The sequence below is a fragment of the Sporolactobacillus sp. Y61 genome (assembly GCF_040529185.1).
In the GTDB taxonomy this organism is placed as follows: Bacteria; Bacillota; Bacilli; order Bacillales; family Sporolactobacillaceae; genus Sporolactobacillus.
Genome location: NZ_CP159510.1, coordinates 891,721 through 904,742, shown reverse-complemented (window position 1 = coordinate 904,742; position 13,022 = coordinate 891,721). Strand labels below are relative to the sequence as shown.

Sequence of the window (13,022 nt, the reverse complement as noted above, 5' to 3'; positions counted from 1 at the left end):
ACTATTGATATTTATTTTCATAAATGGCGGTGAGTAGATGGAACTACATTCCATAGATACACTCATTAACGAATATGAGGAACTGTCAGTTTATACGGAGAGCCGCGTCAGAGAAGCTGTCGATGACGTCATTCGAAAATACGGAATTACGTTTGAACAGCTCTGCATCCTCAGGATGCTCTGCACCCGGCCCGGTATGAATTCGACCAGTATCGCCGAACGGCTGCATATTAACAAGAGCGGAGTCAGCATCCGGATCAATCGTCTGATCAACCGAAAACTGATTGAGAAAAAGAAAATTGATAATCGAAGTTTCGGCCTGTATCAGACGAATGCCGGCAAGGAGATCTATGAAAAAGCACAGGAGAAAATCCGGGCTCTGGTCAGTCATTGGATCAAAATGGTCGGTGAAAAGGATGCGGCAACATTTATTCGGATCTATCGAAAAATCAACGAAATCATTATACAATCGGGGGCTGGATCATGAAAACAATATTTAAATTGAGATGGATTCTGATCACAGTTTGGGTGGCAGCTCTTGTCGCCCTCGTCCTGACTGCTCCGAACATGGGGCAACTTGTCCGTGATAAAGCAAACTACGATTTGCCGGACGAATACTCATCCAGCGTTGCTGCAGATCTGCAGAAAGAACTGGAAGGGGCGGACAGCGGGGATACCTATATCGCCGTATTCCACCGTGATCAGCCGCTGACAGAAAAAAACATGTCGGCTATTGAAGACACGATGAACCGGATCAGGGATCAGCAGAACAGGCTTCACATTGCAAAGATCACTGACAGTTTTGAAAACAGGGACCTGGAAAAGCAGCTGCTGTCGGAAAATAAGCATACCCTGATTGCCATGCTGCGGATTGATCAGGTAAAAGGCCAGACCACAGGCGATCTGCGCAAACCGATTGACCGGGAAATTCAGACTGACGGAATAAATACTTATCTTACGGGCAGTCCTCTGATTGTCGACGATATGAGTCAGGCCGCCCAGGATGGTCTGCATAAAACTGAGGGAATCACGGTCATCTTTATTCTCGTCGTTCTTGTCCTGGTCTTTCGCTCAGCGATTGCGCCATTTGTTCCGCTGGTTACCGTCGGAGCAAGTTATGTCGCGGCTCAGGCTGTTGTTTCCTTTATGGTCAGGTATTTCAATTTTCCTGTTTCTAATTTTACACAGATTTTTATGGTCGTCGTAATGTTTGGCATTGGGACAGACTATTGTATCTTACTGTTGAGCCGGTTCAAGGAAGAGCTGGCAGCAACCGGGTACGATAAACGGCAGGCGACAATGAACACGTTCAGGACGGCCGGTAAAACCGTACTCCAGAGTGGAACTCCCGTTTTTATCGCTTTCATGGCTCTGTCCTTTGTCCAGTTCTCGGTATACAAAAGTGCGGTTGCTGTCGGGGTGGGCATCATTTTCCTGCTGCTTGCCATCTTTACCCTTCTTCCAGTATTCATGATTTCCCTTGGAAGCAAACTTTTCTGGCCGATGAACAGCAGGATCAGGCAATCGAAGAGCCGGATCTGGGCGTCAGCCGGTCATCTTGCTTTTACGCGCCCGATCATCGCCCTTTTGATTATCGGCATTTTCACCATTCCGCCGATTATCGCTTACGGCGGTCAGCTGTCGTTTAACTCGCCGGAGGATATTCCCGACAAATATATGTCCAAGCAGGGCTTTAACGTCGTTTCAAAAGATTTCGGCCCGGGCAATATTTCGCCGACAACGATCTATCTGAAAAACGATGATAATATGCGCACCACCGACTACGTGGCCCTGATGGAAAAAATATCGGCGGATCTGAGTACGGTGCCGCATGTCGACAGTGTTCTGAGTGTCTCCCGGCCGTTAGGCGACAGGCTGAATGACATCTATGTGAACAATCAGGCAGACAAGATGAAGAATGGACTGAACCGGGCTTCCAGCGGGCTGGGAACCATTGGCCATGACCTGAACGACGCTTCCCGGCAGATCGACTCCTCTCAGCCGAAACTGGATTCAGCCATTTCTGACGTGGACAGGCTGCAGTCGGGCACGCAGCAAACCGCAGACGGCGTTGGCAGAATGCAGGATGCGCTGAAGCAGATTACAGATGGCATCCACTCCGGTTCTGCCGGTACGGCTGAAATCAGAAACCATGTCGCTGCAGCCAGAGGGCAGCTGAAGGAGCTGCAATCCGGTGAAGCGCAAATTCAGCAGGGCTACCAGGAGATCGCTGCCAATCTGGAGAAGATATCAGATCAGCTGAATCAGTTCTCTTCTGCCGGCCAAACACATCCGGCGATTGATACAAGTCAACTGGAAAAGCTTATGGGGTCCATTCAGACGACGATGAAGACGCTCAATGATCAGGATATTCCCGGATATATGGCAACCCATCCCGACTGGAGGCAGGATCCGGCTTTTCTAAAAATTTTATCGGATCTGCAACAACTTGAAAAGTTAAACCAGCTTCCTGCTACACTGCAGGATATTGAAAAAGAGGCTCAGAGTCAGATCCTTCAACAGACAAAAAACGCTGAAACACAAATCAACGAACTGAATCATGGTATTCGCCAGCTGGCCGATGCGATGAACCGTCTGAATGCAGAGTCAGAGAAAGTCAGCGGCGGACTGGATCAGTTTCATAAGGGTCTCTCGCAGCTTGATACCGGACTCAGTCAGCTGGAGTCCGGGCTGAACCGGGCCGGCGACGGGCAGGATCAGGTGATTGCCGGGATACCTCAGGTCACCGGTGCACTGGATCAGATTGCTTCCGGCCAGGGTCAGATCAAAGCCGGCTTTGGCCAGGTGCGGGGGCAGATGGGTACTCTGTCTGATGGCTTATCTCAGGGTTCAGAAGGGGCCGGCAAAATCCGTAATGGCATTAACTCGGCAAATCAGGTCGTCACCGACTGGTCGAAGCTCTCCTACAGCCAGTCAGGGATCTATGTCCCTCAGAGCATTTTTGACAACTCTGATTTCAACAAATCGCTGGATACGTACATCAGTGAGGATGGAAAAGTCGCCTCGATACAGGTGATTTCAACCCTTGATCCTTACGCTAATCAGAGTTTTGGCTATTTTAATGAACTCAAAGATGAGATTTCATCCAGCCTTAAGGGCACGAAACTGGAAAATGCCAAAATCGGCATCGGCGGTGTAGCAAGTGGCAATGCGGATACACAGCAGATGTCGGAAGAGGACTATACGCGTGTCGTGATCTTTGTTTTGATTGGTGTCTTTATGGCACTCGTGGTCGTCCTCCGATCACTCACGATGCCGCTGTATTTGATGGCTTCGCTGCTCCTGACTTATTTTGCATCACTCGGATTCGGTGAACTGATCTTCACGAAGATCTTCGATTACTCCGGTCTTAGCTGGGTCGCCCCGTTCTTTACTTTCATTGTCCTGATGGCACTCGGCATCGATTATTCGATCTTCCTGATGACGCGGTTCAACGAGTACGCGCAGCGCTCCATCAGAGAGCGTATGCTGCTCACCCTGTGGCATATGGGTGGTGTCATTTTCTCCGCAGTCATTATTTTAGGCGGAACATTCGCGGCCATGCTGCCATCCGGCATGCTTTCACTGATCGAGATTGCATCGATCGTCGTCATCGGACTGCTGCTGTACGCCTTTATCGTGCTGCCCCTCTTTGTTCCTGTTATGGTTAAACTGTTCGGGCGCGGTAACTGGTGGCCATTTTACTCCGGCAAATCTGAAAAAATGCTTCACAGCGATACACATTCGGTGACAACCGACAACTGACAGGTCAACACGCCACCCCGAAGAAAACAGCGGGGTGGTTTTTTTTACACACGCATGCCGGCGGATGGACCATTAAGTCGGCCAATGCGCTGAAGGATTCAGCCGGAACGGGGAAGAATTCAGCCGATTGACCCCTTTTTTCAGCCGAACCGGTGATCAATTCGGCCGATTGACTCCTTTTTTCAGCCGATCCAGTGATCAATTCAGCCGATCCGCCCATTCATTCGGCCGGGTAAAGAGATCCGGCAAATTGGTTTTTCAATTTTGAAGGTCCCTCTCATATCTTGGGGACCGATTCTATTTCTGGAAAAGAAAAAACCAGCTAGAGAAGTTCTAGCCGGTCATAACATCATCCAGGGTTATTACCGCGGTATGCGCTGTTCTCTTGGCAAGAGAGCAGGAACTGTGCTTTCAGGTTCTTTCTGATACCAATAAACAACGGAAGCAACATCATCAGAACGCTCAAAAATTCCGATGTCATCATTACCGATTTGCTGAACAGTCACATGAAGATCGTTTTTAAATCGAATAGGATCCAGAATGTGGAATCGATACAATCCATGCATTGGTAAGGCGTCGTTACCAAATCCGTGGGATGGCATCGCGTGCTTTGTTGCAAAATGTTCACGAGTCTTATCAATCTTTGACATCAATGGATAGCCAGTATAGAGTCGCTGATATGTCTGTGCAAATATTTTGTCGTCTTTGTCTCTGTTGTGAAATGCCCAGGCACCGCCGAAATAGTCTTCAGTACCAGTTGAAGTGATTGTTGGATACTTTTTATCACCATCAATGTAAAATTTAAACTCGCCTTCACCCCACCAGTAGCGCTGCAAGGCACAAACTTCAAAATACACACCTAAAAAGTGGCCGGGTCCTTCTACTCTGGGTAGAACAACATAGTCGTTTTGCTTCTTTGTGTATTCTTCGCGGTTCCAATAGGCATGAAAATAAGCCATATCATCCGGCTGGTCCTTCAAAACGTAATCGATAATGTAGAAGAATCCCCCAATTGCCCCCGGATGCTCATTGGTAATCGTAATTTTTGCATGTGTTTTAAATGGCATCGGAATATAGCTATTGAAGCCACCGGTTGGGTCAACTGCAATTAGTGCAGAGTTAATATCACATCGCTGTCCAAAGCCATTACAGAAAAAATCACCAATTGGTGCTTCAACTGCCGGTTTAGACGAGTCGTCCCAATACATTCGCAAAACTACATCGCGTAATACAAAGCTTCCGGCTGGAGTTGCATCGGCAATCGTCATCCATATATGCCTAATTTCACCAGAGGCCTTAATATCTGCAATCGTAACAGTCTCACCTTGAGCCAACTTAATTGCTGCGTGACCCTTTCTGGATTTTCCAAGTTTACTGTCAGCCATCGCTGCCCGGCCTTTCTCTCCTGTGGAGTTTTCGGGCGTAATCGTACGATTTTCTTCTGTAAGGTTAATGCGTGTTAAATCTGAAATGTTCATGTTTTATCGACCGCTTTCTATAGAATTTACGCCAGAGTGTCGCCCTTCACCGGGAGTTGTTGCTGGCGCTTTCAAGAATCATCATTGCTTCACGAGAGTAAATCAGACTGCAGGTCCTGTCGCTCTATATAGTATAGTTTTAATGATAATTCTGGCTGACGAAGAACCAAGTTTCCCGAGACGTGAAACCATTGTGCCCGTTCCATTGCTTTGACATGCGTTCGTGATCACGGCTAATCTTTCCTTAAATCGATTATCGAACTAAGGAAATCTCCCAATTAAAATAAGGCTGTTCCAGCGAATAGAAATGCAGATAATACTATTTACGTTGAGAACCATAGGTTCAGGCAAAACCCTCCAAAGCTTGAACCCAGTTTTTAGGCTTACTATCATCAGGTTTAAGGTATAGATAACTTTTTGCCACCACCAATTTGCTTTCATTCGCTAACATACCTTTCTACGAAAGCTTTAACTTTGTCGCCACGGGAGCGTTCGAAAGCGGTACAGCCAAGGCTAATAGCTTGTCGCCCACAGCCACATTCTGTTTTGCAATAGGTTCAACGTCTGCATAATCTTTAGAGTTAGTAACAACTACCATAACTGTTGTATCATACCCGGCGTTCTGGATCTTCTCACGATCAAAGGTACCAAGAGGCTGGCCTTTTTCAACTTGATCTCCTTGCCGAACATTACTCGTTAAGAATTTTCCTTGGAGATTGACCGTATCAATACCGAGGTGGATCAACAATTCTGCACCATCATTAGATCGAATGCCGTAGGCATGATTTGTGGGATAACTGACGGTGACTTCCCCGGTAACAGGGGCAACCACCTGATCTGAGTTGGGTTTAATCGCGATGCCCTTACCGATAATTGCTGTACTAAAAACTTTGTCATTAACCGTTGAGATGTCTTGTGTCTGACCACTCACAGGGGCAACTACAATTTCATCCGCTTTACGCATCGTGTTTTCTTCATTGAATACAGTATTCTCGGCTGTGTTCTGAGGTTGATTAGCAAACGCACGTTTAGCATACAGATACGTAAAGATGAATGAAAGCACGAACCCAACGACAATGCAAATCATGTATGCAACAATTGATTGTGAACGAATCGATATAAAGCCAAAAATCCAGGCTGGCCCCAGCGAAAGAGAGAGAACGTGGGTAAGTCCCAGCAGCGCACTCCCAATACCAGATGCGATCGCAGCGCAGAAGAATGGAAATTTGAGTTTAAGGTTAACCCCAAAGATTGCTGGTTCTGTAATTCCAAGCAAAGCGGAAATACTTGAGGACGATGCAAGTACCTTTTGCTTCTTGTCTTTACTTGCAAAGAAAATCGCCGCCGTGGCCGCACCCTGAGTAATATTCGCCATAGAAACCACAGGGAACATGAAGGAGCCACCAGTTTTTGATGCATTCGCAAGAAGTTGAGTTTCAATTGGTGGAAACATTTGGTGCAAACCTGTAATAACAATTGCAGAGTAGAACAAGCCAAAGATGCCCATTCCGAACCATCCGGTTGTGTTGTAAAGCCATACTAATCCACTAGTTAGACCATCGCCTACTGTTCGAAGCGCCGGACCGACAATAGTAAATGTAAGAAATCCTGTGATAATGATTGAAAACATTGGTGTAAATGTAAAATCAACAGCACCCTTAAGATACCTGTGGAAGAATTTTTCCAAATTTGCCAGAATGTACGAAACACCAAGTACAGGTAATACCTGGCCCTGGTAGCCAGCCTGAGCAATCTTTAGCCCGAATACATTCCAGTACTTCATTTTATCAGCTTCAAGAGCTGCTGCAACACCGTAACCATTAACCAACGATGGCAGAACCATAATCATGCCCATGACGGCCCCAAGGTAAGGATTCCCACCAAAGCGTTTTGTGGCCGAAATACCAATCAGAATTGGCAGGAAAGTAAATGGTGCCGCCGACATGGCATTAACCATATCCGCAAAGCCTTTTAAACCCGACCATTCTTCAACGATCGACTTAGCCATAAACAAATGTTCGGCGGTCAGCACGTTATACAATGCCATCAGGAGCCCACCCGCTACAAGTGCAGGTATAATCGGAATAAAAATGTCAGATAGAACTTTGAGAAGTGAGACAATAGGATTTTTCTTTTTTTGACTAGCTACTTTTTTAACATCATCGGTCGTTGCTTCTTTAAGTCCCGTCATCTTAATCAGTTCTGCGTAGACCTTATCAACATCACCGGGTCCGATGATGATCTGATATTGACCATCAGTTTCAAATGTGCCTTTGATATCAGGATCACTATCCAGAGCCTTTTGATCGATTGACTTGTCGTCTTTTAAAACAAGACGCAGTCTCGTAGCACAATGTGCTGCAGCCTGAATATTATCTTGGCCAAGATTCTTAAGAACTCGTTTAGCAACTTCTCCATGTTGCATGCCGTTCACTCCTTTAACTTTTAATAAAGCGTTTTCTCGATTTGAACAATAAAGGATGTCTGTAAAAATGTCAAGCGTTAATCAATTTTATTATTATTTATTTGCGGAACTTTTATTTATATTGTTATATTTTGATTATCGTTTGACAATTTTTTTCAAAATCGTTATCATAGGCTCTAGCAAGATTAAACACGGAGAGTATGGTGGAGAATGAAACAAATTCTTTGGAACCGAAAGACTCGCTATCGCCCTTATACAAGTTGGTCACAACATCATATTGATCAACTGCGAGCGCATGTGGCGACGAGTCCCTGGCGTACCCAAAATCACATCCAGCCATTTACAGGCCTTTTAAACGATCCATGTGCGTTCAACTACTTTAATGGAAAATGGCACCTTTTCTATCAGCAGTATCCGTATGGGCCCGTGCATGGGCTTAAATCCTGGCACCATCTAACATCCAGTGACCTCGTCACTTGGCAAGACTCACAAGGACAACTTCTACCTGGCGGAAAATATGATAGCCATGGGGTGTACACAGGATCAGGCTACGTGGAAGGCAGCACCTTACACCTCGTATATACAGGTAACGTCCGAGATAAGTTCTGGAACCGTCATTCTTACCAGATGGATGCTATCCTGAATACGGAAAATCAAGTGTTTAAGACAAGTCAACCAATGATTGCATCCGTTCCTGTGGGGTACACAAATGAATTCCGTGATCCTTATGTTTTTGACTACAAAAAGCAACGCTATTGTCTCGTTGGTTCCCAAACTCAAAACAGAAAAGGGACAATTCTACTATATAAACAAACCAGTCATGATTTCTGGCAATTCAGAGGGCATATTCAGTTACCCCAGGTGCTTACCGGGTACATGGTTGAGTGCCCTAATATCGCCTTTGTTGATGGTCATGTTGTATTAATTTACTGTCCTCAAGGTCTAAGCAGAGATGTCCTCCCGTATGAGAACATCTACCCTAATATAGCGGTCATTGCTGATGACATCGACCTGGTAAACCGAAAGCTGATTGGTAAGGTTTCCGTTCAACAACTGGATGATGGATTTGAATTTTATGCTGCACGCGTTACGGATGCTCCCGATGGCCGCCGACTCTTAATCAGCTGGATAGGGCTTCCTGAGGTAAATTCACCGACAGAACGATATGGTTGGGCTCACTGTCTTAGCTACGTCCGGACTCTACACGTACGAGACCATCACCTCTGTTTATCGCCTTGCAAAGAATTGAACAAACTTCTTTCAAAACATCAGCAACAAAACAATGCCAGCACCATCACTTTTAATAATTTGTGTGGCACTGCTGAGATTGCTTTGAAAGTCCAAGCAGATCAGCAAATATGTATTAAACTTCACGCGTCTGATAGCACTCCACTCAAGGTTCTAATCGACACAAGCATCGGGAAAACCGTCATCAGTCGGTTAACCAGTCACGGTTTTTTTGAACAGCGTACAGGATGCTTCCCCGCTCAAAAGAATATCGACCTCCGTTTGTTCATCGATGAGTCGGTCTTCGAATGCTTTGTAGATGATGGTTTCCTTTGCATGTCAGGGAGATTCTACCCTTCTGCTCAGCCCCAATCAGTTATTATAGAGTGTATAAAAGAGATTCCATGTATTGATTGTTGGAACCTGGAAAGGAGTAACGACATACGATGAAACCTAAACTACAAGATGTTGCCAAATTGGCTGATGTATCTCCCACAACTGTTTCTCGAGTGATCAATAACTACGGACATATCAGCGACAAGACCCGGCGACGTGTTCGGGAAGCAATGGAACAACTAAATTACAGTCCAAACAGTCTTGCCAGATCTCTTCAGGGAAAATATTCTAATCTCATCGGATTAATATTTTTTGATATTAGTCACCCATTCTTTGGTGAGCTGGTCTCGCGACTGGAAAATATTCTCTTTGAGCGTGGTTATAAAACTATTCTTTGTAACAGTGCAAACAACCCCAATAAGGAACGGGAGTATTTAAAGCTTCTTGCAGCGAATCAAGTTGATGGCATTATTGCAGGGGCACACAACACCAATATCAGCGAATACCAGGAATACGATTTACCAATCATCTCTTTTGACCGATATTTGTCAAAAAATATTCCAATTGTAAGCTCAGATAATCTGGAAGGTGGTCAATTAGCTGCGAAAGCGCTCTACGAATCGGGTGTCAGAAGACCGGCAATTATTAGTGGTGTTTCGCAAGAGAACTCTCCGACTAATAATCGAACAACGGGATTTAAAGGCATATTTAGTACACATGGGATTACATCCGATGTCTTCGAGTTACCGTTTGAGACCCTGCCTTCGCTAAAGTACGAACGAATCCTCACAATACTGGATCGGTACCATAATGATGGAATTTTCTGTAGCGATGATCTCACCGCTATCCAAGTACATGAAGGAGCGCGGCAGCTAGGCATTGATGTCCCCGGAGCATTGAAGATTATCGGCTACGATGGAACAAAAGTTATACAAAATTACTATCCTGAACTAACGACAATCGTCCAACCATTAGACGACATCAGCCACCTGCTGGTTGAACTTCTCCTGTCTAAAATCAAGGACCCTGAATATCAAATGAAAAAGGAATATACGTTACCGGTTCGCCTCTATAAAGGCATCACCGCTTAGCAGAAGGATTTGCTAATAAATATCCGGCAAAACACAACTTTGGAAGAAAAATTTGCCACTTCTGCTTAACTTTTTAAAGGAGTGGCTATCCTCGTTCAAAATGTATAGATGTAGCGTTGGAGTATTTAGACTCAGATGGCACGTATGTCTTTAATGGAGCTGATATTTTTAGTGGTGAGGAGGTGATGAACTTAATAATGATGGTATTACGATATTAAAAACCAGCGGATATTTTACAGAGAGGGCGCCTGAGTATCCACGTCATTAATCGTTCCAGTCAGGAAAATGGAAATAATAAAACGCGCTAATGGTTCCTGATCAATAGAGCAGAGGTGAGTATCATCAACACAATAAAATTCGGTAGTATCGAAGCAGGGGGCACAAAATTTGTTCTCGTTGCGGCTGACGAAAACTACAATGTCATTCAACGTAAACGGATTCCAACCACAACACCAAAAGAAACACTTAGTAAATGTTTGTCATTCTTTAAGAAGCATCAGGTTTCAGCGTTAGGCATTGGTTCTTTTGGACCAATTGACATTGATCAAAAATCCAAATCATACGGGTATATTTTAAAAACTCCAAAATCTAACTGGGCAAATACCAATATTGTTGGCGTGCTCAGGGACGCCCTCCACATTCCCGTTGCCTTTACAACAGACGTTAACGCCTCTGCCTATGGCGAGTATGTTGCTGGTCATGCAAAGGACTGTAGCTCGGTTGTTTACTTTACCATAGGCACCGGAATTGGTGGTGGTGCAATTCAGAATGATCAATTTATCGGCGGCCTTACACATCCAGAAATGGGCCACACGCTGATTGTGCCGAGATCCGATGATTCATTTTGCGGTATCTGCCCATTCCACCACAATTATTGCTTCGAGGGAATGGCATCCGGCCCTGCCATCGAAGCAAGGACCGGTAACCGTGGCGAAAATCTTCCGCGTACTGATCCAGTTTTTGATTTAATCAGCTATTATGCTGCCCAATTAGCTTATAACACCTTCCTTCAGCTGCAGCCAGAAAAGATCGTATTTGGCGGTTCTGTACTACAAGACAGGGATTTAGCCACTGTTCGGTATTACTTTAACGAATTTAACCATGGCTACGTGATCACGCCGGAGTTAAACGATTTAATCGTAAGCACCGGCGTCTCAGAAAATGGTTCGGCAACAATTGGAAATTTAGCACTTGCTAAGAAACTATTAAGCAGCAATGAACGTATTAAAGAAACGTCTTAACCGTCAGAGTAGTGGAACAACTCAGGAAAAACTGTATTTGATTCGTTTCTGCATTAAAAAATAGAACTGATTCCAGATTTGTAACAAATCGGCCACAAGTCGTATCTAATTTCAAAAAATTCGCAGCAAAAAACTGAGTGGCGCAAAACATCAAATAAACACGCGAAAATCATGAGAATTCTCAAGAAATTGATGCATTCCCAAGCCAAAGAAACTTCGAGACTGTAACCAATCGTCCGATATGTAAAAAGATGCGATTGGTGTAAAGAAAAAAACAGCCACCTATCAATCAAGGTGACTAGTTTTGACTTTTTTACTAAAAATCAAAAGATAGAAAAGTGTCCTATCCCTTGCTGATTCTATGTTTTTCCTGGAAAGATTAACTCAGGCTGCCTCTTTCGTCAGTTGTCCCTGATAGCTGGATGGTATTTTTTTCAGAAACCTTTACCCCCCTATCTGACAAGGCATCAAGGTTGTTTTTGATGTTTCAAGTTTTAGTATATAATAATAAAAAGAAGAAGTTTCAGGAGGTAGAAAAAAATGGTGGCACATTATAAGGCACTGACCATCGCCGGTTCGGACTCAAGCGGCGGTGCAGGTATGCAGGCAGACCTGAAGACTTTTCAGGAGCTCGGCGTATACGGCATGACGGCGCTGACCTGCGTGGTAACAATGGATCCTTTCCATCACTGGGCCCATTCGGTCACCATGCTTGATACAGATTTGCTGAAAAAGCAGCTCGATACGATTGTCTCCGGTATTGGCGTGGATGCGATGAAGACAGGCATGCTCGGGTCTCCGGAAGTGATCCGAATAGCTTCTGATACGATTGAAAAAAATCAGCTGAAAAACGTGGTTATTGATCCGGTAATGGTCTGCAAGGGCGCAGAAGAGGCCCTTCAGCCAGAACTGCAGCCGGAAAATACGTCGGCCATCCGTGACCTGCTGCTTCCTAAAGCATTGATTACCACGCCGAATCTTTATGAGGCGGCAAAACTGGCGGGAACGAAGTGGATCAGTTCGGTTGATCAAATGAAAGAAGCGGCAGCAAAACTGGTTGATCTCGGTGCAAAAAATGCACTGGTTAAGGGCGGTGCCCGTTTGCACGATACAGACCAGGCGATTGATGTCCTCTACGACGGAAAAGATTTTCATATCATCTCCGCTGAAAAAGTGGACACGCCGAATATTCATGGCGCAGGCTGTACCTATGCAGCGGCGATCACTGCCGGGCTGGCACAGGGAAAATCTGTCCTTGATGCTGTAAAACTGGCCAAGGATTTTGTGACAGCCGGCATTCGTGAATCCTTCCGGCTGAACGATTATACCGGACCAACCGACCACAGTGCCTATAAAAGATCACTGAGTAAACGTAGCTTGTGAAAAAACGATTGATGAGGTTTGACGGCAAACTTGCGAGATGCCTTACTGCATGATGATGACCAGAGTATTACGTCTG

General features: G+C 45.1%; 8 protein-coding genes. 6 read left to right on the top strand and 2 right to left on the bottom strand.

What is annotated here, in order from left to right; all coding sequences use genetic code 11:
• Positions 1-37 precede the first annotated feature (37 nt).
• Entirely contained in the window at positions 38-487 is a 450-nt protein-coding gene (locus ABNN70_RS04480) for a MarR family transcriptional regulator (RefSeq protein ID WP_353948862.1), read from the top strand.
• Positions 484-3,765, top strand: a complete 3,282-nt coding sequence (locus ABNN70_RS04475) for an MMPL family transporter (RefSeq protein ID WP_353948861.1) — start codon at positions 484-486, stop codon at positions 3,763-3,765. The genes ABNN70_RS04480 and ABNN70_RS04475 overlap by 4 nt, the downstream gene beginning before the upstream one ends.
• Positions 3,766-4,127: 362 nt before the next feature.
• On the opposite strand, the gene ABNN70_RS04470 is transcribed toward ABNN70_RS04475, so the two are convergent.
• Together ABNN70_RS04470 and ABNN70_RS04465 are read right to left on the bottom strand one after the other, a co-directional pair.
• The gene (locus tag ABNN70_RS04470; protein ID WP_353948860.1) at positions 4,128-5,243 is read right to left on the bottom strand and encodes a glycoside hydrolase family 172 protein; all 1,116 of its coding nucleotides are present in this window, start codon (positions 5,241-5,243) and stop codon (positions 4,128-4,130) included.
• A 457-nt stretch (positions 5,244-5,700) separates the two neighbouring features.
• Positions 5,701-7,668 carry a sucrose-specific PTS transporter subunit IIBC gene (locus ABNN70_RS04465; RefSeq protein WP_353948859.1) on the bottom strand — a complete coding sequence of 656 codons (1,968 nt, stop codon included), beginning with the start codon at positions 7,666-7,668 and terminating at the stop codon, positions 5,701-5,703.
• A gap of 210 nt (positions 7,669-7,878) precedes the next feature.
• On the opposite strand from ABNN70_RS04465, the gene ABNN70_RS04460 reads away from it, so the two are divergent.
• The 4 genes from ABNN70_RS04460 (at position 7,879) to pdxK (ending at position 12,946) form a co-directional block, all read left to right on the top strand.
• A complete protein-coding gene (locus ABNN70_RS04460; protein WP_353948858.1) occupies positions 7,879-9,345 on the top strand; it encodes a sucrose-6-phosphate hydrolase in 1,467 nt (488 codons plus the stop codon).
• On the top strand, positions 9,342-10,322 hold the full coding sequence (locus ABNN70_RS04455) for a LacI family DNA-binding transcriptional regulator (protein WP_353948857.1): 981 nt from the start codon (positions 9,342-9,344) through the stop codon (positions 10,320-10,322). The genes ABNN70_RS04460 and ABNN70_RS04455 overlap by 4 nt, the downstream gene beginning before the upstream one ends.
• Before the next feature lie 332 nt (positions 10,323-10,654).
• Positions 10,655-11,563, top strand: a complete 909-nt coding sequence (locus tag ABNN70_RS04450; protein WP_353948856.1) for an ROK family protein — start codon at positions 10,655-10,657, stop codon at positions 11,561-11,563.
• A 543-nt stretch (positions 11,564-12,106) separates the two neighbouring features.
• Positions 12,107-12,946, top strand: coding sequence for a pyridoxine/pyridoxal/pyridoxamine kinase (pdxK, locus tag ABNN70_RS04445; RefSeq protein ID WP_353949377.1), 840 nt, complete (start codon positions 12,107-12,109; stop codon positions 12,944-12,946).
• Positions 12,947-13,022: the final 76 nt, after the last annotated feature.

Coding starts and splice junctions, on each gene's coding strand:
- ABNN70_RS04480 (WP_353948862.1), top strand. CDS start 38: ATGGAACTACATTCCATAGATACACTCATTAACGAATATGAGGAACTG.
- ABNN70_RS04475 (WP_353948861.1), top strand. CDS start 484: ATGAAAACAATATTTAAATTGAGATGGATTCTGATCACAGTTTGGGTG.
- ABNN70_RS04470 (WP_353948860.1), bottom strand. CDS start 5,243: ATGAACATTTCAGATTTAACACGCATTAACCTTACAGAAGAAAATCGT.
- ABNN70_RS04465 (WP_353948859.1), bottom strand. CDS start 7,668: ATGCAACATGGAGAAGTTGCTAAACGAGTTCTTAAGAATCTTGGCCAA.
- ABNN70_RS04460 (WP_353948858.1), top strand. CDS start 7,879: ATGAAACAAATTCTTTGGAACCGAAAGACTCGCTATCGCCCTTATACA.
- ABNN70_RS04455 (WP_353948857.1), top strand. CDS start 9,342: ATGAAACCTAAACTACAAGATGTTGCCAAATTGGCTGATGTATCTCCC.